We start from the raw sequence: 21,353 nt of genomic DNA, 5'->3' as shown, positions 1-21,353 counted from the left end.
GTGAGAGGATGTTTCACCACGAATCACTCACCAGAAAGCTCTTATGAAAGCAGCTTTTTAGCCATTTCGGAAATACTTTTCCCGTCTGACTTTCCAGCTAATGCTTTTGAGGCTAATCCCATTACCTTTCCTAAATCTTTGATCGATTCAGCTCCGGCTTCTGAGATAATATTTTTAATTTCTGTTTCCAATTCTTCAGCAGAAAGTTGTTTTGGTAAAAACTTTTCAATTACTTTCATCTGGGCTTCTTCTACTTCAGCCAGGTCATTTCTTCCCTGAGCAGAAAATTGCTCAAAAGAATCTTTACGTTGCTTAATCATTCTCTGAAGAATCGCAATTTCCTGTTCTGCTGAAACTTCAGCACCTCTGGCTTCTGTTTGTAAAAGAAGAATCTGGGATTTTACGGCACGAAGAGAATCTAAGGCAATTCTGTCCTTTTCTCTCATCGCAGTTTTTATAGCTTCACTGATTGTATTTTCTAAACTCATGGTTTCAAATTTAACAATGTATCAATGTAACAGTTTACTAATAAAATTATAGTAATTGTTACATTGGTACATTTTTACATTGTTATATTATTTTAGTCTACGTCTTTATTTAAGAATCTGTTTTCTCTGATCTGCATAGAACCGTTGTTGTCAGACAGGAATGTGTTGATATTCTGGTCTGAAGCATTGGTTCCGTCGATCGAAATATTTTTTCTTTTGAAAGCAGGAATAGATTCAAATTCACTTGTGCTGTCAAAGCTCTGGTAGCGAGAGTTGAATTCTTTTAATTTATTTCTTCTTTCAATGACTCTGTCCTGATCAATTGTTTTGTTCACAAAAGTGAATTCAGATTCTTCAGTCTTTGGAGTTTCAATTTCTGTTTTGGTTTCAAAAGTTGATCTCACCTCTGCTCTAGGTTCTTCCTGCTTCTGATAGAATGTTTCAATCTTCTGTGCAGGCTCTGCTACAGCACTTGTTGGTGCATTAAACTCTGCCTTAGGCTGTCCGAAATCTGATGTAGGCTCATTACCTCTGGTAGACTCGTTCACGAAAAAGCTGAATTCAACAGGCTTCTCTTCTGAAAAAGAATTATTGAACTGAGTTCCTCCGGATTGAGGCTCATCTTTTTTATTTTCAAAATCAAATGAGAAAGACTGAATTTCCAAATCGTTTGGATCTTCATTTTCATCCACAGAGAATAAACTGTAGGCATCCTGCTCATTTTCGTCTTCATTTCTCCAGCTTTGTTCAGGAGTATTCAGGGTAGTACCTTCTTTATCCGCGAATTTTATTTCTGTTTTGATCTCCTCTTCTTCAATGATCATTTTTTTTTCGATAGAAGTAACCTTGAACTGTGGGGTATCATGGTCTTCATCATCTAATCTGAAATGATTGCTTCTATTGGAATCTGCAATGGTTTCCGGAGCTGTTTCTCTTTCTTCTCTTGTTTTAAAAGGGGAAGATTTTGGAGATTCAAAGCTATCGTTAAGGCTGATTCTGATCTTTTCTGTAGGGCCTGCAAATTTCTTGTTGTCGTTGGAGAATCCGGTTGCGATAACAAGAACGCTTACTGCGTCTCCTAATTCCTCATCAGCACCTACTCCAAAGATAATATCTGCCGTATTTCCTGCTTCTTTCTGGATGTGGTCCATAATGATCCCGATTTCATCCATGGTTACTTCTTCAGCACCACTTCTGATCAACAATAGAACGTTTTTCGCTCCAGTAATCTTGTTATCGTTCAATAACGGGGAATCAAGGGCCTTTCTTACCGCTTCTTCCGCTTTATTTTCACCTGAAGCTGTTCCTGTAGACATTAGAGCGGTACCAGAGTTCTGAAGCACAGATTTAGCATCTCTAAAGTCAATGTTTACATCAAAGTAACCGGTAATAACTTCTGCCATCCCTTTTGCAGCATTGGCTAATACTTCATCGGCTTTTGAGAATCCCTGCTTGAACCCAAGGTTTCCGAATTGCTGTCTTAATTTATCATTGTTGATTACAATAAGGGAATCAACATTATTTTTTAATTTGTCAAGCCCATTTTCAGCTTGCTCCAATCTTCTTTTTCCTTCAAAACTGAAAGGAACGGTTACAATTCCTACGGTAAGGATTCCCATGTCTTTTGCTACTTTCGCAATGACAGGAGCTGCTCCGGTACCGGTACCACCACCCATTCCGGCAGTGATGAACACCATTTTAGTGTTCTGGCCCATAGCCGCTTTGATGTCTTCAATACTTTCGATTGCAGATTTCTCCCCAACCTCAGGGTCAGCACCAGCTCCAAGACCTTCTGTGATAGAAGTTCCCAACTGAACTTTATTAGCTACCGGGTTATTATCTAAAGTCTGAGCATCTGTATTACAAATCACGAAATCTACTCCGTGAATTCCTTTCTCATACATGTGCTTCAGAGCGTTGTTTCCACCGCCCCCTACACCGATTACTTTTATGATGGATGAATTTCCTTTTGGCAAATCAAATGAAAATCCCTGTGTGCCTATATTTTCCATAACTATACTTTTAATAATTGATAAGTGATAGATGATAATTGATGAATGATATTCGCTTTAAGTTAATAAATATTTAACTATTTTCAGGTATCATTGATCATTAATCTGGTATCATTTATATTTATTCTACTTCTTCAAAGAATTTTTTTACTTTTTCCATAAGCGACTGCCCGAAAGTGAGCTTCGCTTTTCTGTTCTCTTGCTGTACATTCTGAACCGGCTGTTCCTGAACAGGAGCTGCCTGCTGAACGGGTTGAACGGCTTCTGTCTGTGTAACAGCGGCTTCCTGCTTAGGCTGTTCAGCAACAGTTTCTACTGCTTCATCTGCGCTCTGCTTCTTGTCTCTGATTTTCAAACTCTCCATCAGCAACCCGATAGATGTAGCAAATTCAGGGCCTTTCAGGTACTGATTTTTATCGTTGGCGATATATTCATTCGCAAAACCGATTCTGCTGTCAAAACCTGTTGTATAATTGGCCAGCTGTCGGAGGTGTTTCAGGTTAGAACCCCCACCAGTAAGAACAATTCCGGCAATAAGCTTTTTCTTTTGCTCAAAAGCACCGTAAGCTTTAAGCTCTGTATTCACCATTTCAAGAACTTCTTCTACTCTTGCATTGATGATCTGTGCCAGTGTTTTTAAAGAAATTTCTTTGTCCGGTCTGCCGTGAAGCCCCGGAATGGTTACAAAAGTACTGTCTTTTTCCAATTCAGGAACCGCCGAACCGAATTTTACTTTCAATTGTTCTGCATGTTTCTCAATAATGGAGCATCCTTCTTTGATGTCTTCTGTGATAATTCCGCCTCCGTATGGAATGACACAGGTATGACGGATGATATTGTCTTTAAAGATTGCAATATCGGTAGTACCACCACCAATGTCTACAATAGCCACACCGGCTTCTTTTTCTTCTTTGGTAAGAACCGCTTCTGAAGATGCTAAAGGTTCCAATGTAAGGGCTTCCATTTCTAATCCTGCTTCACGGACGCATCTTGCAATGTTTCTGATGCTTCCCATCTGTCCTACTACAACGTGGAAGTTGGCCTCCAAGCGTTTTCCGTGCATCCCTACAGGTTCCTGAATTTCCCCTTCGGAATCCACTTTATATTCTTGAGGAAGTACATGGATAATTTCTTCTCCAGGAAGCATGACCAGTTTTTTTACCTGATCTTTTAGTGCTTCAATGTCATCGTCTGTAATAAATTTATCCGGATGTTCACGCATAATATAATCGGAGTGCTGCAGAGAACGTATGTGTTTTCCTGCAATACCTACCGTAACTTTGCGGATAGGAACTCCGGCACTGGATTGTGCCTCGGATACTGCAGCCTTGATTGAATTAATGGTCTGTGAAATATTATTCACAATCCCTTTATGAACACCAAGACTTTTAGCTTTTCCTACACCGAGAACTTCTATTTTCCCGTGTGCATTCCTTCTTCCGACAATCGCGACTATCTTCGTTGTCCCGATGTCCAGACCTACTGAATACTCTTGATTTTCCATTTTTATATCGATTTGATTTTTTCTACTTTTTCCTTTGATAGGACTCTGTCCTATTTTGTGTTAAAATACCCTTTCAGGCTTTGTTTTATTCTATTTTCACCTTTGGTTTCGGCTTGGGCTTGGACTGTGCCGGGGCCGATGTTTTTTTCTCTGTTTTTTTTGTTTCCTTTGTATGTGTTTTTGGTTTTGTGTTTTCTTTTGGTTTTACCGGAGTAGAAATTGCTTTCTTTGTTTCTGCAGCCTTTGGTTTAGCTTCGGTCTTTTTAGCGACAGCAGAGGGAGAAGGTGCTTTGGCCAGTTCCATTTTTCCTGCTTTCAGGAGACTGTCATTTTCTTTAAAGTAAGGGTTCAGGGTGGTTACAATCTGATTCTGATATTTTACAGAAACCATGTTGTATTTTTGAGGGTCCTGATACACCAGGTATTTTTCTACAAAGGTTTTAAATCCTTTTACTTTAAAATCAATATTATCTAAATCTCCAATTTCAACTCTGTAATTTCCTTCGCTTGTCAGAAGGCTGTAGCTGTCCTTATTTTTTGAGATTCCAATAAAATATTTTTTGCTGAAATCATCTTTGTCTATCTTTTCTACCAGCTCCGCCAGTTTTTCATATTCATCAGGCTGTACATTTCCTGTTACCAGCATACAAGGATGGGAATAGGTCCTTGAAATAGGGAACTCTACACCTTTTTCGTCCACATAAAAGTCTCTTCCGTCTTTATTGAGTCTGAAAACAGGGACTCTCTGTTTAATATCCAGATTCAGTTTCCCGTTCAGGTTTAGGTAGACATTGGCACTGTCTACTGCCGGCAGAGAATTGATCTTTTTTTCCAGAGCGGGAATATTCAGGTTTCCTACTTTTCCTGATGGGTTTTCTTTTTTTACAATTTCTCTGATGTCCTTTTCATCTACAAAGTAAACCGGAGTCTTTTCACTCATTTTTACAGAAATTTTATTGTCGGTAATGGTCTGGCTGCTGAATCTCTTCAACGAGAAACTCAGTAACAATCCCAGGATGATTACCGTAACAACAATTTTTAATATTCTGTATTTATTTTTCATATTTTTTCTTTAAACGCTATGATTGCAAAGGCGTTTATACTCAAATTTTCTCTATCCATTCACAGATTGGGTCGTATAGAGTATCTATATTTCCGGCACCTACTGTAAGGAGGATGTCAAAGTCTTTTTCTTTTATTTTTTCAAAAGCATCGGATAATGTCGATACTTCTTTTTTGTCTAATGTTACTTTTTCCAGCAGCCAGCTTGAGGTAATTCCTTCAAAGTTTTCCTGAAGTTCTCTTGCAGGATATATATCAAGCAGGATCAGTTCATCAGCTTTGCTTAAGCTTTCAGCGAATCCGTCTGCAAAATCTCTGGTTCTGCTGAACAGGTGTGGCTGGAAGGCTACCAATAATTTTTTGTCCGGGTAGAATGTCTTGATTGAACCCATTACAGCATTGATTTCTGTAGGGTGGTGGGCATAATCATCGATATAAATTTTACCGTTTTGATAAATATGTTTGGTATATCTTCTTTTAATTCCTTTAAAATTGGCAATAGCCTTTTTCAGCGTATCAAAATCTGCGCCTAAATTGTGCAGAATAGCCAGTGCTACAGTCGCATTTTCAACATTATGAATTCCCGGAATTTCCCAGACAAAATCCTTGATGGTCTCTGTCGGAGTATGGAAGTCAAAATAAATTTTATCATGATCCATACGCAGATTATTCGAATAGTAGTCTGCTGGCTCATTCACCGCATAGGTTTGATGATCTCTGCCAATTTCAATTCCTTTTCTTACAAAGAGTTGTCTGTCTTCAGGAACTAATGCAGCAAACTGTCTGAATCCTTCTTCAATATGGCTTTTATCTCCATAAATATCCAAATGGTCAGCATCGGTAGAAGTCACTACTGCCCAATCCGGAGACAGGTTTAGGAAGCTTCTGTCGTACTCATCCGCTTCCACTACAGAATAGGTAGACCCATTGTACAGGAAGTTGGATTTGAAGTTTTCCGAAATACCGCCTAAAAAACATGAGAACGGTAAGTCTGCTTCTTTGCATAAATGGGCGACAAGGGTAGATGTAGTTGTCTTCCCGTGAGTTCCGGCTATGGCGATACAGTCTGTATTTTCTGTGATCAATCCTAAAACTTTGGCTCGTTTTAAAACTTCAAACTGATTTTGGTTGAAGTAATCTAAGATTCCAAGGGTTTTAATGGCTGGAGTATAGATGACCAATGTGTTTTCCTTCTGAAGGGAAGTTATCTTTTCGTCAATCTGATCTTCAAAAACAATATCAATACCCTCATTCATCAGATTCTGAGTAAGTTTGGTATTGGTTTTATCATAGCCCAATACTTTTTTTCCGGATGCATTGAAATAGCGTGCTAATGCACTCATTCCGATACCTCCGATTCCAACGAAGTAAAAATTTTGATATGTCTCTAAATTGCTCATTTATTTTATTACTTTAAAAATCTCGTCTACAATCTCTTTTGCGGCATTAGGCTTGGCAAAATATTTCAGATTGTCAGACATTTCTTTTCTTACACTTTCATTTTCGCAGATTTCTGATAATGTATCCCAGAATTTTTCCTGCATTTCAGAGTCTTTTACCATTCTGGCCGCATTTTTTTCAACCAGGTTCATGGCGTTTTTGGTTTGGTGATCCTCCGCTGCAAAAGGGAAAGGAACTAACAAAACCGGTTTCTGTGCGACCGCCAGCTCTGAAATGGCAATAGCTCCGGCTCTTGAAACAATAACATCTGCTGCGGAATAAGCCAGTTCCATGTCTTTGATGAATTCTCTCAGATGAATGGAAGCTGGAAGCTGGAGACTGTTAGATAATTCTTTATAGTCCAGTTTTCCGGTTTGCCAGATCAACTGGTAGCCTTTTTCTTTTAGCTTTTCAAGGTTTTCTTTCCACCCGTTATTTAATGTTCTGGATCCTAAAGAACCCCCTACAGACAAAATTGTAAGAGTGTCTTTATTCAGTCCCATTTTTTCTTTTGCCTGAGCGGTTTCCTCCATTCCTGAAATAATGTTTTCACGAATTGGATTTCCCAGGAATTTTATTTTTTCAGCAGGGAAGCCTTCTACTTTTGGGTATGCTGTAAAAACAGCTTTGGCTTTCTTGCTTAAAATCTTATTGGTTACTCCTGCATGCGCATTCTGTTCCTGTATGAAAATCGGGATTCCCATTTTACTCGCCTCATAAAGAGCGGGCCCACTGGCAAAACCTCCTGTTCCTATGGCAAAATCCGGAGCAAAGTTTTTGATGATTTTCTTTGATCTGGATAAACTTTTCAGAATTTTGAAAGGCAATCCCAGGTTGGATAACAGGTTTCCTCTGTCGATTCCGGCAATATCAATTCCTTCTATTTTGTAGCCAGCCTGTGGAACTTTTTCCATTTCCATTTTTCCGTTGGCCCCAATGAACAAAAATTCAGCATCAGGAAATCTTTTTTTGATTTCATCAGCGATGGCGATGGCAGGGAAGATGTGTCCTCCTGTTCCTCCGCCTGATAGTATTACTTTTAGTTTTTTGCTCATATAAATAGGACTTTGTCCGATTTTTGTTAAATCGTCCCTTCGGGACTTTTTGGTTTATGCGATGTCGTTTATTTCTGCTATACTTTGTTTTTTGCCCATTCCTTCTTCGTCATAGATCTGAATTCTGGAGCTTATATTTAAAATAATTCCCAGCTGTAAGTAGGTTACCAACATGGAGGTTCCCCCGTAACTGATCAATGGCAGTGGCTGTCCTGTTACCGGAATCAGATTGACTGCAACAGCAATATTTACTGACAGTTGTATAAAGATCATTACCCCGAGACTGAGCACGAGCAATGATCCGAAGAACGCCGGCATTTTACTGGCGATCATTACAATCCGTATCATCATGATCAGGTATAAGCTGATCAGAAAAGCGGCTCCTATTACTCCGTATTCTTCTACAATAACCGCGAAGATAAAGTCGGAGGCGGACTGTGGAAGCATTTGTTTCAATGCACTTTTTCCTGGTCCCATTCCGGTAATTCCACCATGTACAATGGCCGCTTTCGCCTGCATTACCTGATAATTTTTGGCTTTTACGCTTTCATCATCTACATCTGCTGTTTTGGCTTTGCTGGATGTAAAGGTTTCGATACGGCTCATCCATGTATGTACACGGTTTCCTCCGATCATATTGGTATTCAGCGCGATCAATAAAAAGAATACGATGGCTACAAAAGAGGCGGAAATAAAGCCTGCAATGTACTTCCAGTGTAGCTGGCCAATAACCAGTACAATCACGGATACCATCAGGATCATCAATGCCGTGGAACCATTATCTTTTGCGACCAGTACAAAAACAAGAAGAATCGGTCCGAAAATATACATGATATTCTCTATTGGAAGCCGTTCTCTGGTTATTTTTTTGGTTAAATACCTGCAGAGATAGATGATCAGCATCAGGAATGCAAATGATGATGGCTGAAAGGAGATGGGTGTTCCCGGAATCTTTAGCCATCTGGAGGCACTGGCTCCGTCAATGGTCTGCCCGGTAAACATGGTAACGATCAATAAAACAATCATTAGCCCAAGCAATATGCTGCTGAGCTTTCCGATATATTCGTATTTGATGGTTCCTACAAGTCTCATAATTGCTAATCCCAAGACTACAAAGAACATATGCTTGATAACGTGACCTGTTGTAGTCCCGTTATTAACGATATATTCCAGATTCGAACTTGCAGAGTAAACAGGGAAAATAGAGAAAATGGAGATCACAAGAATGACCATCCAAAGTACTTTATCGCCCTTTAGAAATTCAAATCTGTTTTCTGTATTCTGTTCGTCCATATTTTTTGTATTGATGTATGATGTGCAAAGCAAAATGTACTTTTTACATCTAACATTTTACATTTTTACTTTAATACCTGCTCTTTAAACTGACGTCCTCTGTCTTCATAGCTTTTGAATAAATCAAAGCTTGCGCAACATGGGGAAAGTAGAACAGTGTCTCCTTTTTTAGCCAGTGATTTTGAAATTCTCACCGCTTCTTCCATGCTTGAAGTATCATAAATAAACTCTTTTTTATCTTTAAAGAAATCTATGATCTTCTTGTTATCTACTCCAAGACAAACAATTGCCTTTACTTTTCTTTTGACTAAATCTTCAATTTCCGTATAGTCATTTCCTTTATCTAATCCACCAACAATCCATACAGTTGGTGTTTTCATACTTTCTAAAGCATAGTAGGTTGCATTTACATTGGTTGCTTTACTGTCATTGATGTATTTTACACTGTCAATTTCAGTTACGAACTCTAATCTGTGCTCTACAGCCTGGAAGGTCATCAATGAATGTCTGATGCTTTCATTGTTGATTTTTAATATTTTACCGGCGATGGATGCTGCTAAGCTGTTGGCTACATTGTGATTTCCAAGCAGGGATAATTCTTCAATTTTCATTGAGAATTCATCTTTTACTTTCACCACAATTTTATCATCTTCCATATATCCCCCTTCTGATAATTTTTCTTTTGTGGAGAAAGGAATCATTTTAGCCTTTATTTCAAGCTTTTCAAGAAGGTTTTTGCTCATTTCATCATCTTTGTTGTAGATGAAGAAATTGTCGTTTTCCTGATTTTCAGTGATCCTGAATTTTGCCAGAGCATATTCTTCATAGTTGTAGTTGTACTGATCCAGGTGATCCTGAGAAAGGTTCAACAATAAAGAGATATAGGGTCTGAAATTCTGAATATCATCCAACTGGAAGGAGCTTACTTCCAGGACGTAATATTCATGGTTTTCATCAGCAACCTGTCTGGCAAAGCTATAGCCGATATTTCCACCCAGACCTACATTTAATCCGTCATTTTTCAGGATATAATAGATCAGGGAAGTTGTTGTTGTTTTTCCGTTGCTTCCTGTGATTGCAATGATTTTTGCATCTGTAAATTCTGAAGCAAATTCAATTTCTGAGGAAAGTCTGATTCCTTTTTCATGAATTTTATGGATGATTTCAGCCTTTTTCGGAATTCCCGGGCTTTTTACAATCCAGTCAGCATTTAAAATCCTTTCTTCGTCGTGATTTCCTTCTTCAAATTCAATTTCATGATCGGTAAGAAACTGCTTATAGTTATCCTTAATGGCTCCTTTATCTGAAAGAAATACTTCCAGACCTTTCTTTTTAGCCAAATAAGCAGCGCCGCATCCGCTTTCTCCACCTCCTAAAACAACTATTTTCATATTTATTCTTTTGTAAAATGTAAAATGTAAAACGTACAATGTATCTGGTGTCTTTTCACATTAATACTTTTTACTTTTTACAAAATTTATCTCATTTTTAAAGTGATCAGACAAATAATAGCCATTATTACCCCGATAATGATCATACGGTTCACGATTTTACTTTCGTGGAACCCTTCTTTCTGATAATGGTGGTGTAATGGTGACATTTTAAATAGTCTGTTGTTTTGGGCATATTCCAGCCCATATTTTCTTTTTCTGTATTTGAAAACGATTACCTGCAGCATTACAGATAAGTTTTCGATCAGGAAGATTCCGCATAATACCGGAATCAGCAATTCTTTTCTTAAAATAATGGCTAAAACGGCAATTACTCCGCCCAGCATTAGACTTCCGGTATCTCCCATGAAAACCTGTGCAGGATAGGTGTTGTACCAGAAGAATCCGATTACTGCTCCTACCATTGCTACGGCAAAAATGGTGGTTTCGCCCATATTCGGAAGGAACATAATATTAAGGTAATCTGCAAAGATGATGTTTCCGGAAAGATAGGCGAAGAGTGCCAGCGTGAGGAGTATAATTGTACTTGTTCCTGCTGCAAGACCATCTATTCCGTCTGTGATATTGGCTCCGTTGGAAACGGCGGTTACAATGAAAATAACGATAGGAATAAAGACAATCCATGCCCACTCATGGGCATCTTTATCATTCATCCAGAATAAAATTCCACTGTAATCGAACTCGTTGTTTTTGGCAAAAGGAACCGTGGAAACTGTAATTTTTTCTGTAGGCATAAAGTTTTGCTCTACATTGTTTCTGTTTACCACTTTAGCATCAGCATATTTTCTTTTAACGGTAATGTCAGGGTGGAAATACATTGTAACTCCGACAATTAAGCCTAATCCGACCTGGCCTACGATTTTAAACTTTCCACTTAAACCGTCTTTATTTTTCTTGATTTTCTTTAAGTAATCATCCAGAAAACCGATTGCTCCCATCCAAATCATTGACACCAACAGCAGAACAATATAAACATTGGTAATTCTTGTAAACAGCAATACAGGAATGATGGTTGCCAAAATGATGATAAGTCCTCCCATGGTAGGGGTTCCTTCTTTTTGTTTCTGGCCATCCAGTCCAAGGTCACGCACCAATTCTCCCATTTGTTTTGTTCTCAGGTAATTGATTACTCTTTTTCCGTAGACAAGAGCAATGATTAAAGAGAACAGTACGGCCATTCCGGCACGGAAGGAGATGTATTTCAACATTCCTAATCCCGGGATATGGATTCCATGGTTGGTTAGATATTCGTATAGATAGTATAGCATGTTCCTGTTTTTTTATTATTTAAAAATTTAATTTATTTAAAGATTTAAAGATTGGGTTTCTCAATATTTTCATTTAAATATTTAATAAAGTTTGAAATATTTGAAGAAATCTCTCTGGAGATGGTTATCATTTCTTCAGCTTTATTTTCGTCACCTAATTTTAATCTTTTACTTACAATCAGCATACTTCTTACTTCAGCACAGCTGCCTTTTGCAATTTTTAAATATCTTATAAATTGTCTGTTATTATTATATTCTGAGCCTTCCGCAATATTGTTGCTAATTGAAAAACTCGCTCTTTTTATTTGGTTATTAAATTCAAATTCTTTTTCAAAACTTTTACTTTGAAGAAATTGATAAACTTTTTCAATAAGATTTAAGCTTTTGATATATACAGGTAAATTTTCAAAATTCTTTGTCATAATCAAATTTTTAAATCTTTCAATGAGTTTAATCTTTCAATTTATTTAGACATTAATCTCCAGAGTTCATTAATCACTTCTTTGTCATCAAAATGATGTTTTACACCATTAATCTCCTGATAGGTTTCGTGGCCTTTTCCGGCTACCAAAACAATATCTTTGGGTTCTGCAAACTTGATCGCCATCTTGATGGCTTCTTTTCTGTCCGGAATTGAAGTGTATTTGCTGAAGTTCTGAGGCTCAACGCCTGCTTCAATTTCTTTTATAATTTGTCCCGGCTCTTCTGTTCTCGGGTTATCTGATGTGATGATTGCCAGTGTTGATTTTTTAGTGGCAATATTTCCCATTTCAGGTCTTTTGGAGTGGTCTCTATCGCCTCCACAACCGAAAACGGTGATCAGTCTTTCATTTTTTGTTCTGATGTCATTGATGCTGTCCAGAATATTTTCCAGGGCATCTGGAGTATGGGCATAATCTACAATAAAGAAAATCCCACCGTCTGATTTGAAGGTTTCAAATCTTCCGGAAACTCTTTTTAGTTTACTGATTGCCTGTAAGATCTCATCCTGCTCAAAACCAAGTTCAGCAGCAATTCCGAATACAAGCAGTAAATTGTAAACATTAAATTTCCCGGTTAATGTTGTCCAGAATTCTTTTCCGTTAAAGTTCAGCAGCATACCGTTGAAATCTACTTCTAAAAGTTTTCCGTGGTAGTCGGCCATGGTTTTCAGGGCGTAAGATTTTTTTGTAGCTTTTGTATTCTGAAGCATTACATTCCCGTTTTTGTCATCCACGTTGGTGATGGCAATGGCTGTATCTTCTAATTGATCAAAGAATCTTTTTTTCGTTTTTAAGTATTCCTCAAATGTTTTATGATAATCCAGGTGATCATGGGTAAGGTTGGTGAATCCTGCCACTTTGAAGTGTAATCCTTCGATTCTGTTTTGGGCAATTCCATGAGAACTTACTTCCATGAAAGCATATTCACATCCTTTTTCAACAGCTTCAGCCAGGATTTTATTGATGGTAATCACGTCCGGAGTGGTATGTGTTGCCGGAATGATTTCTTCACCGATTCTGATCTCAACGGTTGAAAGTAAGGCCGAAGGATAGCCAAGATTTGTGAAAACATCAAAAAGCATAGTAGAAACAGAAGTTTTCCCATTGGTTCCGGTAACTCCTATCAGCTTAAGCTGCTGAGATGGGTTTCCGTAGAAATTGGATGCAAGGTGGCCAAGAGCCTTAGATGAATCTTTTACTTTTACATAAGTAACGTTTTCGTCTAATACTTCAGGAAGTTCTTCGCAAACGATCGTTGTTGCCCCTTTTTCAATAGCGGAAGTAATGAACGAATGTCCGTCCACCACTGTACCTCTCATTGCTATGTAAAGAGAGTTCGCTGTAACCTTTCTGCTGTCGATCACCAATTCACTAACCTCACGGTTGTTGTCACCGTGGATTTCTGTTACTGGGATTCTGTTTACTAATTCTGTTATTATCATTTTTTATCAATAGGACTGCGTCCTATTTTGGTTTAAGTCGTCCCTTCGGGACTCTGTTCTTTTAATTTTGCAGAGATAAATAAATTCTCTGATTCTTACTGATCGTGGTGCCTTCTAACGGGAATTGTTCTTTGATTCTTCCCACTCCTTTATAGTCGACACGGTATCCTAAGTTTTCCAATTGTGGGATTACGTTTTTACCGATTAATCCTACTACATTGGGCATTTGCTTATCATTGACTGCTACTTTTACATTGGGCTCAACCATTTTGCTAAGGTTTACCTTTTTGTCTACGAGCATTTCTTTTTCGATATTCTGAGGTGTTTTCAGGAATGTTTTTCCTGCAATTTCCTTAAATACAGGCGCTGAAACGGGACCTCCATAAAAACCTATTGATGTATTGGGTTCGCTTATCATTACATAACAGGTGTATTTTGGTGCATCTGCGGGATAAAATCCGGCGAATGATGCTCTGTACTTCATAGGACCGGGAAGCCAGTATTCGAATCTTGCGGTTCCTGTTTTCCCTGCCATTTTAAGGTTGGGAGTAAAGATGCTTCGTCCTGTTCCTTTTTCTACTGCTTTGGTTAATGCACTGGTCATCATTTTGATGGCTTTTTCTGATGCCATTTTGTTGACCATTACTTCCGGCTTAGCATTGTACATTACTTTACCATCTTTCATGATTTTATCGATGAATAGAGGTTTCAGCATTTTTCCGCCATTTGCAACCCCGTTGTAGAATGTTGTCAGCTGCAACAGGTTGATGTTGGAAGAGTATCCGTAAGAGATTGAAGCTAATGTTGCGGCGTTCCATCTTTTATTTTCCGGTGTTACGATCTTCGGTTTTGTGATTCCCGGAAGCTCAATATCCATTTTATCAAATAGCTTCCAACGTTTCAGGTGATCAAGGAAGATCTGCGGCTTTTCAGCATAATATTTGGTGATCAGCTTAGCTGTTCCCACGTTGCTGGATTTTGCCAAAACATCACTGATGTCATAGGTTCCTCCACCGTGGCCATCTGAAATTCTTTGTTTGGCATAGGTCCAGACTCCGTTTCCTACGTTTACGGTTGTATTTTCATCAATAAAACCGTCGTCCATTGCTGCTAAAAGCGAAATGGTCTTAAAGGTGGATCCAGGTTCGATGTTGTCTTTTAAAGCATAGTTGTAAGAGTCTTCGTAATCTCCCGAGTCAGTTCTCCTTAAGTTGACCAGGGCACGAACTTTTCCTGTTTCAACTTCCATAACGATTACGGTACCATGTTTAGCTTCGAAATGGATCAGTTGTTTCTCCAGAGCGGAGTGTGCAATATCCTGAATTCTAAGGTCTAAAGTGGTATATACGTCTTCTCCGTCTACAGGTTCCTGAACTTTCCAGAAGTCGATTGGTTTCCATTGGGAAGAGTTGATTCTTTGTTCTAATCTTTTTCCGTCTGTTCCTGTTAAATATTTTGAGAAAGCTCCTTCAAGTCCGGATTTCAGTTCTCCGTTATCCATTCCGATGGTTCCGGCACCAATTTCTGAAGTAGCGAGTTCCCTCTTGTAATTTCTGTCTACAATGAAACCACCTTTGTTTTTACCTCTCTTGAATATCGGAAACTTTCTGATTCTGTCGTATTGGTCAAAATCGAGACCTTTTGCCAATGTGTAGTATTGGTTTTTCTTTTTCTTCTGTTCGTCAAACTTCTGTCTGAATTCGCTTCTTGGTTTGCCGAACATTTTGCTTAAAGAATCTGTAAGCGGACCGATATTATTGGTGTATACCGTATCTTTCATCGTTTTGAAATCCAGATAGATGTCATAACGCATTACCGTGGTGGCAAGAATAGAACCGTCAGAAGCAAAAAGGTTACCACGGGCAGCCTTTAGAGTAGCCTCACGGTAGTTTTTGTTAATGTAATCATCTTTGATCTCCTGGACATTGGTGTTTTGCAGGATTACAATCCTGGCCAAGAACATTACAAACACGCACAAAGCTACCACTGCAAAGAGGTAGCCCCATCGTAACGTTTTTTTACGTTTATTATCGTATTCATTTTGCTTTTGCATCTGTACTGTCCAGTTTTATTAGCAATTTGTGAGGGTGGTTTTCCAGGGTCATCAATGAATCCCGGGCGACCTCTTTCCCCAGCTCTGATTCCATTTTTACTTTGATCAGCTTACTCTGGGCGTAAGCGTTTCTCGATTTGTATTCTTCTGTTTCTTCCTTTAAGGCGTTTACAATTTTAATTTTTTTATTGACGAGATGGTTGGTATAGATCATGGCCATCATCAGAACAAACAGGAGGAGAAAATACTTATAATGTATTTTGATCTCATCACGATTCAGAAAGTTTCCTTTTATAATGTCTATAAAAGTGAGTCTTTTCTGAGGGCGATTTGTCGTTCTTTTTGCCAATTTATTTTTTCAATTTGCTTCGCAGTGAATTTACTTTGTGTCAATGGTCAATTTTATTCTGTGAAAGATTCACTATTGACGATTCACTCATTCACATTTTATACTTTTATTCCTGTTCTCATTTTAGCACTCCTGGCTCTTGAGTTTTCTTCAATTTCCTTATCATCCGGAATGATCGCTTTACTCTTTACCAATTCGAAAGCTTTTTTATAATTTCCGTAGATGTCTCTTTCCGGTTCTCCTTCGAACATTCCGTTTTTCAGGAATCTTTTTACCAAACGGTCTTCCAGAGAGTGGTAAGAAATTACTACTAATCTTCCTTCCGGTTTTAAAACATTGTAAGCCTGAACCAGCATTTCTTTCAATACTTCAAGTTCCTGGTTGACTTCTATTCTTACTGCCTGAAAAAGCTGGGCATAGAATTTATTCACTTTATGAGGTGGAAGGTAGCTGAAAAGTTTTTTCAGGTCCTCCGTAGTTTCTATGCTTTTCGTTTTTCTGTGGTGAACAATATCTCTCGCCAGTTTTCTTGCCTCTCTTAATTCTCCGTAGTGATAAAAAATATCTGCAAGCTCTTCTTCTCCATATTCATTGATCACTCTTTTGGCATCCAGATTCTGCATCACATTCATTCTCATATCCAGAGGCGCATTGCTTCTTGTGGAAAAGCCTCTGTCTGCTTCATCAAACTGATGAGAAGAAACACCAAGGTCAGCCAAAACACCATCAATCTGACTGATTCCGTACATCAGCAATGAGTTTTCCAGAAATCTGAAATTCTGATTCACCAATGTAAATCTGGGATCATCAATTGTATTTTTAAGTGCATCCAGATCCTGATCAAAGCTGAACAATCTTCCTTTGTCTGAAAGTCTGCTCAGAATTTCTCTTGAGTGACCTCCACCTCCAAAGGTACAGTCCACGTATATTCCGTCAGGATTCGTCACCAAATCATCAACACTCTGCTTCAACAAAACGGGGTTATGATACATGCTTAATTGTGTTTTTTATTTAATACTATTATTAATAACCGATGCAGTTATTCTTCATCGAAAGAGCCCATTACATCTTCGGCTAAACTTGCAAAATCAGTTTCGTTGGTGGAAATTACCTTTTCATAGGCGTCTTTATCCCAGATTTCGAAAAGTTCTCCTGCGCTGGTGATCACAACATCTTTCTGAAGATTTGCGAAAGTCATCAGGTCTTTGGAAATCTGTAATCTTCCTGCATTGTCCAACTCTACTGTTTTTACTCCTGCCGTAAACATTCGTATGAAATCAGCATTCTTTTTTATGAACCTGTTCAGTTTATTAATTTTGCCCATCAGTTTGTCCCATGCATTCATAGGATAGACTTCCAGACAAGGTTGGAACACAGATCTTTTGACTACAAACGCCTTATCGTCGAAGTTTTCCATCTGTTTGATCAGAGAGGAAGGAACTTTTAAGCGGCCTTTGTCGTCAATTTTACACTCATATGTCCCAATGAAATTTTTCATTTGGGACAAATTTATATAATAATTTCCAAAATTTCCCACTTTTTCCCACTTTTTGACTCAATGTTAATAAGTTTTATTAAAGATTGAGCTCCAAGAATGTAATGAATTGATATGTAGACACTTGTTAAAAGTGCTATTTAGCCCATAATAAAGCAGTTTTGAAAAAAAAAGTTAAAAAGGAGAATATTGTATTATTTTTATCTTAAATTAGGATAATCAAAATATTTTTGAGGTTTAATTTGTATTTTTGCAGGGCTTTATTAAGGCATGAGTATGATATTTAGTACAAAAAAAGAAAAGAAATATTCCTATGTAGAGGCGGGAGAAGGACATCCATTAGTGCTGTTGCACGGGTTAATGGGTGGTTTGAGTAATTTCGATAAAATGGTAGATTTTTTTTCGGATAGGGGATTCAAGGTGTTTGTTCCTCAGTTGCCCATCTATGATCTTCCGGTACTCAATACAAATCTTACCACGCTTGCAAAATATATCATCAAGTTTATAGAAAGTCATATTTCAGGACCTGTGACGATTGTAGGAAACTCAATGGGAGGCCATGTAGGGCTTATCATGACGTTGGCAAGACCTGATCTGGTGAAGAATCTTGTTCTTACAGGCAGTTCGGGATTGTATGAAAGAACTTTTGGTGATAGTTTTCCAAGAAAGAATGATAGATCTTATATCAGAAAGAAGACTGAAGAAGTTTTTTATGATCCTAAGATTGCAACTGAAGATCTGGTAGACGAAGTATTCGGAGTGGTAAATGACAGAATGAAAGGAATAAAAACAGTAATGCTGGCAAGAAGTGCCATCAAACACAATATGCTGAACGACCTTCCTAAGATTGTGACGCCTACCTGTCTGATCTGGGGAAAACAGGATAATGTGACTCCTCCAGAAGTGGCTGAAGATATGCATAAGTTTATTCCTAATTCGGACCTGTTCTGGATAGATCACTGTGGCCATGCCGCTATGATGGAAAAACCGGATGAATTCAACGAGATTCTATACAACTGGATAAAAGACAAAGTTTAAAAAACATTATAAATGACCATTAAGAGCTTTTCTTAATGGTTTATTTTTCTAAAATACATTCAAAAATGATTATTAAGACAGCAGAGTTTGTAAAGAGTAGCGGAAAATGGCAGGAGTGTCCTGAACCGAATATTCCTGAATATGCTTTTATTGGAAGATCCAATGTAGGGAAGTCGTCGTTGATCAATGCCATGATGAACCATAAGGATTTGGCTAAAACTTCACAAACGCCGGGAAAAACCCAGCTGATCAATCATTTTCTGGTGAATGAGAACTGGTATCTTACCGACTTACCGGGGTATGGATATGCAAAGGTTTCCAAAGTTCAGCGAAAAGATTTTGAAAAGCTGATCACCAACTATATTCTGAACAGAAGAAACCTGGTGAATCTTTTTGTTCTGGTAGATGTAAGACATAAACCTCAGGCAATAGATCTTGATTTTATGCAATGGTGTGGAGAGAGTGGTGTTCCGTTTTCAATTGTGTTTACAAAGGCGGATAAGCTAAAGCCTAATGCTGTGATCAAAAATGTTGAAGATTATAAGCTGGAAATGCACAAGACATGGGAAGATCTTCCTGAGTTATACATTACCTCAGCAGAAAAAAAGGAGGGTGGGGATCTGATTTTAGATTTTATTGAAAAGACGAATGATTTTCTAATTCAAAATAATGTAAGTTTCGATGAGTAATATGGTTTGGAAGATTAAAACTTTTGATGAGTTTAGTGTTCCGGAATTGTATGCCGTACTGAAAGCCCGTATTGATGTTTTCGTTATTGAGCAGAACTGCCCTTACCCTGATCTGGACAATTATGATCAGAAAGCAGTACATATCTGGGCAGAAGAAAATGGAGATGTTCTGGCTTATTGCCGTGTTTTTGATAAAGGAGTCAAATATGAGGAAACTTCTATTGGACGAGTTCTAACCACGGAAAAAGGCAGAGGTAAGAGTTTAGGAAAACAGTTAATTCAATATGCTGTTGAGACTATTGAAAACCGATTTCATACTCCTGAAATCAGAATTTCAGCACAGGATTATCTGTTGAGATTCTACGGCGGATTCGGTTTTGAAGATACCGGAAAAAAATATCTGGAAGATGATATTCCGCATACGGAAATGATCAGAAAATAAAATAAAGAAAGGTATCCTGGATGGGATACCTTTTTTGTTGATGTTATTATGGATTAACCAGTGGAGGAGGAGTCTGTCCAGAGTTGCCTCCAACCGGGCCACCTATCACGTTTTCTGTTGTGTTTATGGTGTAAATAGGTGATGCGCTGTCACCAGTGATATTATTGTTTGGAAATACTAAGTTGATTAGTAATAAGATAAGTTGGACCATTGTATTCGTTTTTAATTTTAGATTTCCGAAAATACAAAAAGCGAAGAAAATCTCTTCGCCTTTGATGGTTATATATGGAGTGTTTTTAGTTTTTTTAATTAATTACAGCCTGAACAATAAGATCTGTCTACATATTGTTTACTGCTTCCGGCGTAGTAATAGCATCCTCCTCTAGGGCCAACGAACAGTTCTTGCCCATTATATGTACATCCTCTGCTTTGTGAGTATGACCTGGAATTATAGGATCTGCTTGATTTGCCGTATTTACTTTTGCGGCTTGTTCTGCTCTTGCTTTTTCTAGGCTTTTTCGTGGAGAATTCTTTTGCAGAAGAAGTGTTTGTTGTGGATGCGGAAAAATTGGCGGGCAATAATAGTCCGAATCCTAAAAGGCTGGTAAGTAGTAGTTTTTTCATAATATTTGATTTTTAGTTATATAAAATTGTTTTCATGGTTATTTTTAAGAGAGGAATAAATTTGATGGAGTACCACTAATAATTTTCTAATGTTTTATGAAGTTGCTCTCTGAAGTTGTAGATCTCATCAAGATTATTCAGCAGCACTTTTTCTCCTGCATCTTTACCATTATGAAATGTCTCAATGTATTTGTTCGTTGTATTGAAGTGAAGCCTGCAAAGCGGCTTTCTATTATTATCATCCAGTAAGATTCCAAAATAAGACAAAGTGTCTCTGTAGGCTATGCGTGTTGAAGGAATTTTCTCTCTCATAATAGCTTTTACAATCTGGAATCCTTCAAGTTCCTCTTCAGTGGTAACAATTTTAGAATCATTATTTTCATCAATAGATTGTGATGTTTTTACCTCTTCCTCCTGTTTTTCAATCTGTTCATTAATGTTTAAAGCTGATTTAAGTCTGAAACTTATAGATTCGTTGATAGAAGTTGTTAAGGCTTTTTTGGTATATTCTTTAAAAGATACCATCCTGTTAGCTGTTATTGATTTTTCAAAAAACCTGCTTACCAAAAGTTTTACAATTTCGTCAGATGGAGATTCTATTTCCTTTTCAAATTCTTTTCTGATAGCTTTAATATATTTTAATGCTTCGGCAGAGTCTAAAATACTTTCCAAATTATAATCTTTCTTTGTAAAGCTTTCCAGAATCTTTATTGAACTGTCTTTTAAATCCTCAATATTGATCGTGAAAAATGGTTTTTCATCCATAATATTAGGCTTTTCAAGGTCTGTATAAAAATTATAAACAATACCATTTGTCAAAACTCCAAACCTCGTTTTAGAAACATGGTAGTATCTGTGAAGTTGAGAATTATGGGCGTCAGCACTTTCTTTCCAGTGTTTGCATTCGATGATGAAAATAGGTTCATCATTATTTTTGATTACATAATCTACTTTTTCTCCTTTCTTTGTTCCAATATCACAAACGTGCTCAGGAATCACTTCTGTAGGGTTGAAGATGTCATAACCTAAAATTTGTATAAAAGGCATTACAAAAGCATTCTTAGTTGCTTCTTCAGTGGCAATCTGATCTTTTAATCCGGATACTTTTTGCTGCAATTGCTCAAGTTTAATTTTAAGGTCCATTTTATTGTTTTTATTTATACTCC

20 protein-coding genes are annotated in these 21,353 nt (G+C 37.7%); 3 read left to right on the top strand and 17 right to left on the bottom strand.

Annotated elements, in window-relative coordinates:
- Positions 1–41 precede the first annotated feature (41 nt).
- The 15 genes from AC106K_RS20725 to mraZ form a co-directional block, all read right to left on the bottom strand.
- On the bottom strand, positions 42–488 hold the full coding sequence (locus AC106K_RS20725; protein ID WP_482447346.1) for a GatB/YqeY domain-containing protein: 447 nt from the start codon (positions 486–488) through the stop codon (positions 42–44).
- Between the two features lie 92 nt (positions 489–580).
- Positions 581–2,500: a cell division protein FtsZ gene (ftsZ, locus tag AC106K_RS20720; RefSeq protein ID WP_482447345.1), complete on the bottom strand. Its 1,920-nt coding sequence runs from the start codon at positions 2,498–2,500 to the stop codon at positions 581–583.
- Positions 2,501–2,621: 121 nt separating this feature from the next.
- Positions 2,622–4,004, bottom strand: a complete 1,383-nt coding sequence (ftsA, locus tag AC106K_RS20715) for a cell division protein FtsA (protein ID WP_482447344.1) — start codon at positions 4,002–4,004, stop codon at positions 2,622–2,624.
- 85 nt (positions 4,005–4,089) lie between these two features.
- The gene (locus tag AC106K_RS20710) at positions 4,090–5,067 is read right to left on the bottom strand and encodes a cell division protein FtsQ/DivIB (protein ID WP_482447343.1); all 978 of its coding nucleotides are present in this window, start codon (positions 5,065–5,067) and stop codon (positions 4,090–4,092) included.
- 40 nt (positions 5,068–5,107) lie between these two features.
- Positions 5,108–6,466 (bottom strand): UDP-N-acetylmuramate--L-alanine ligase, encoded by a 1,359-nt coding sequence (murC, locus tag AC106K_RS20705; RefSeq protein WP_482447342.1) that lies wholly within the window; start codon positions 6,464–6,466, stop codon positions 5,108–5,110.
- Positions 6,467–7,561, bottom strand: coding sequence for an undecaprenyldiphospho-muramoylpentapeptide beta-N-acetylglucosaminyltransferase (gene murG, locus AC106K_RS20700; protein ID WP_482447341.1), 1,095 nt, complete (start codon positions 7,559–7,561; stop codon positions 6,467–6,469).
- A 54-nt stretch (positions 7,562–7,615) separates the two neighbouring features.
- A complete protein-coding gene (locus AC106K_RS20695) occupies positions 7,616–8,854 on the bottom strand; it encodes an FtsW/RodA/SpoVE family cell cycle protein (RefSeq protein ID WP_047099560.1) in 1,239 nt (412 codons plus the stop codon).
- Positions 8,855–8,919: 65 nt separating this feature from the next.
- A complete protein-coding gene (murD, locus tag AC106K_RS20690; protein ID WP_482447340.1) occupies positions 8,920–10,245 on the bottom strand; it encodes a UDP-N-acetylmuramoyl-L-alanine--D-glutamate ligase in 1,326 nt (441 codons plus the stop codon).
- 86 nt (positions 10,246–10,331) lie between these two features.
- The gene (gene mraY / locus AC106K_RS20685) at positions 10,332–11,573 is read right to left on the bottom strand and encodes a phospho-N-acetylmuramoyl-pentapeptide-transferase (RefSeq protein WP_482447339.1); all 1,242 of its coding nucleotides are present in this window, start codon (positions 11,571–11,573) and stop codon (positions 10,332–10,334) included.
- 44 nt (positions 11,574–11,617) lie between these two features.
- Complete coding sequence (locus AC106K_RS20680) at positions 11,618–11,995, bottom strand: four helix bundle protein (RefSeq protein ID WP_482447338.1); 378 nt, start codon at positions 11,993–11,995, stop codon at positions 11,618–11,620.
- Positions 11,996–12,036: 41 nt separating this feature from the next.
- On the bottom strand, positions 12,037–13,497 hold the full coding sequence (locus AC106K_RS20675; protein ID WP_482447337.1) for a UDP-N-acetylmuramoyl-L-alanyl-D-glutamate--2,6-diaminopimelate ligase: 1,461 nt from the start codon (positions 13,495–13,497) through the stop codon (positions 12,037–12,039).
- A gap of 61 nt (positions 13,498–13,558) precedes the next feature.
- Positions 13,559–15,550, bottom strand: a complete 1,992-nt coding sequence (locus AC106K_RS20670; protein ID WP_185287009.1) for a penicillin-binding transpeptidase domain-containing protein — start codon at positions 15,548–15,550, stop codon at positions 13,559–13,561.
- Positions 15,534–15,899 carry an FtsL-like putative cell division protein gene (locus tag AC106K_RS20665; RefSeq protein WP_002981890.1) on the bottom strand — a complete coding sequence of 122 codons (366 nt, stop codon included), beginning with the start codon at positions 15,897–15,899 and terminating at the stop codon, positions 15,534–15,536. Before AC106K_RS20665 ends, AC106K_RS20670 begins: the two co-directional genes overlap by 17 nt.
- A 98-nt stretch (positions 15,900–15,997) precedes the next feature.
- Entirely contained in the window at positions 15,998–16,891 is an 894-nt protein-coding gene (gene rsmH / locus AC106K_RS20660) for a 16S rRNA (cytosine(1402)-N(4))-methyltransferase RsmH (protein ID WP_482447336.1), read from the bottom strand.
- Between the two features lie 47 nt (positions 16,892–16,938).
- Positions 16,939–17,397 carry a division/cell wall cluster transcriptional repressor MraZ gene (mraZ, locus tag AC106K_RS20655; RefSeq protein WP_482447334.1) on the bottom strand — a complete coding sequence of 153 codons (459 nt, stop codon included), beginning with the start codon at positions 17,395–17,397 and terminating at the stop codon, positions 16,939–16,941.
- 273 nt (positions 17,398–17,670) lie between these two features.
- Here mraZ and AC106K_RS20650 point away from each other — a divergent pair, with 273 nt between their 5' ends.
- The 3 genes from AC106K_RS20650 to AC106K_RS20640 all read left to right on the top strand — a co-directional run bounded on the left by AC106K_RS20650 (position 17,671) and on the right by AC106K_RS20640 (position 19,563).
- A complete protein-coding gene (locus AC106K_RS20650) occupies positions 17,671–18,432 on the top strand; it encodes an alpha/beta fold hydrolase (protein ID WP_482447333.1) in 762 nt (253 codons plus the stop codon).
- Between the two features lie 65 nt (positions 18,433–18,497).
- Positions 18,498–19,121 (top strand): ribosome biogenesis GTP-binding protein YihA/YsxC, encoded by a 624-nt coding sequence (yihA, locus tag AC106K_RS20645; protein ID WP_047099594.1) that lies wholly within the window; start codon positions 18,498–18,500, stop codon positions 19,119–19,121.
- Complete coding sequence (locus AC106K_RS20640) at positions 19,114–19,563, top strand: GNAT family N-acetyltransferase (RefSeq protein WP_482447331.1); 450 nt, start codon at positions 19,114–19,116, stop codon at positions 19,561–19,563. The genes yihA and AC106K_RS20640 overlap by 8 nt, the downstream gene beginning before the upstream one ends.
- 309 nt (positions 19,564–19,872) lie before the next feature.
- On the opposite strand, the gene AC106K_RS20635 is transcribed toward AC106K_RS20640, so the two are convergent.
- Both AC106K_RS20635 and AC106K_RS20630 read right to left on the bottom strand, forming a co-directional pair.
- On the bottom strand, positions 19,873–20,187 hold the full coding sequence (locus AC106K_RS20635; RefSeq protein ID WP_482447330.1) for a hypothetical protein: 315 nt from the start codon (positions 20,185–20,187) through the stop codon (positions 19,873–19,875).
- A gap of 75 nt (positions 20,188–20,262) precedes the next feature.
- Positions 20,263–21,330 (bottom strand): type I restriction endonuclease, encoded by a 1,068-nt coding sequence (locus AC106K_RS20630; RefSeq protein ID WP_482447329.1) that lies wholly within the window; start codon positions 21,328–21,330, stop codon positions 20,263–20,265.
- Between the last annotated feature and the right edge of the window lie 23 nt (positions 21,331–21,353).

The organism is Chryseobacterium sp. FR048, from assembly GCF_056844665.1.
The sequence above is the reverse complement of the archived record's forward strand: the minus strand, read 5'-3'. Positions and strand labels throughout refer to the sequence as shown.

Excerpts from the sequence above, each read along its gene's own strand:
- AC106K_RS20725 (WP_482447346.1), bottom strand. The coding sequence starts at position 488 with ATGAGTTTAGAAAATACAATCAGTGAAGCTATAAAAACTGCGATGAGA.
- ftsZ (WP_482447345.1), bottom strand. The coding sequence starts at position 2,500 with ATGGAAAATATAGGCACACAGGGATTTTCATTTGATTTGCCAAAAGGA.
- ftsA (WP_482447344.1), bottom strand. The coding sequence starts at position 4,004 with ATGGAAAATCAAGAGTATTCAGTAGGTCTGGACATCGGGACAACGAAG.
- AC106K_RS20710 (WP_482447343.1), bottom strand. The coding sequence starts at position 5,067 with ATGAAAAATAAATACAGAATATTAAAAATTGTTGTTACGGTAATCATC.
- murC (WP_482447342.1), bottom strand. The coding sequence starts at position 6,466 with ATGAGCAATTTAGAGACATATCAAAATTTTTACTTCGTTGGAATCGGA.
- murG (WP_482447341.1), bottom strand. The coding sequence starts at position 7,561 with ATGAGCAAAAAACTAAAAGTAATACTATCAGGCGGAGGAACAGGAGGA.
- AC106K_RS20695 (WP_047099560.1), bottom strand. The coding sequence starts at position 8,854 with ATGGACGAACAGAATACAGAAAACAGATTTGAATTTCTAAAGGGCGAT.
- murD (WP_482447340.1), bottom strand. The coding sequence starts at position 10,245 with ATGAAAATAGTTGTTTTAGGAGGTGGAGAAAGCGGATGCGGCGCTGCT.
- mraY (WP_482447339.1), bottom strand. The coding sequence starts at position 11,573 with ATGCTATACTATCTATACGAATATCTAACCAACCATGGAATCCATATC.
- AC106K_RS20680 (WP_482447338.1), bottom strand. The coding sequence starts at position 11,995 with ATGACAAAGAATTTTGAAAATTTACCTGTATATATCAAAAGCTTAAAT.
- AC106K_RS20675 (WP_482447337.1), bottom strand. The coding sequence starts at position 13,497 with ATGATAATAACAGAATTAGTAAACAGAATCCCAGTAACAGAAATCCAC.
- AC106K_RS20670 (WP_185287009.1), bottom strand. The coding sequence starts at position 15,550 with ATGCAAAAGCAAAATGAATACGATAATAAACGTAAAAAAACGTTACGA.
- rsmH (WP_482447336.1), bottom strand. The coding sequence starts at position 16,891 with ATGTATCATAACCCCGTTTTGTTGAAGCAGAGTGTTGATGATTTGGTG.
- mraZ (WP_482447334.1), bottom strand. The coding sequence starts at position 17,397 with ATGAAAAATTTCATTGGGACATATGAGTGTAAAATTGACGACAAAGGC.
- AC106K_RS20650 (WP_482447333.1), top strand. The coding sequence starts at position 17,671 with ATGATATTTAGTACAAAAAAAGAAAAGAAATATTCCTATGTAGAGGCG.
- yihA (WP_047099594.1), top strand. The coding sequence starts at position 18,498 with ATGATTATTAAGACAGCAGAGTTTGTAAAGAGTAGCGGAAAATGGCAG.
- AC106K_RS20640 (WP_482447331.1), top strand. The coding sequence starts at position 19,114 with ATGAGTAATATGGTTTGGAAGATTAAAACTTTTGATGAGTTTAGTGTT.
- AC106K_RS20635 (WP_482447330.1), bottom strand. The coding sequence starts at position 20,187 with ATGAAAAAACTACTACTTACCAGCCTTTTAGGATTCGGACTATTATTG.
- AC106K_RS20630 (WP_482447329.1), bottom strand. The coding sequence starts at position 21,330 with ATGGACCTTAAAATTAAACTTGAGCAATTGCAGCAAAAAGTATCCGGA.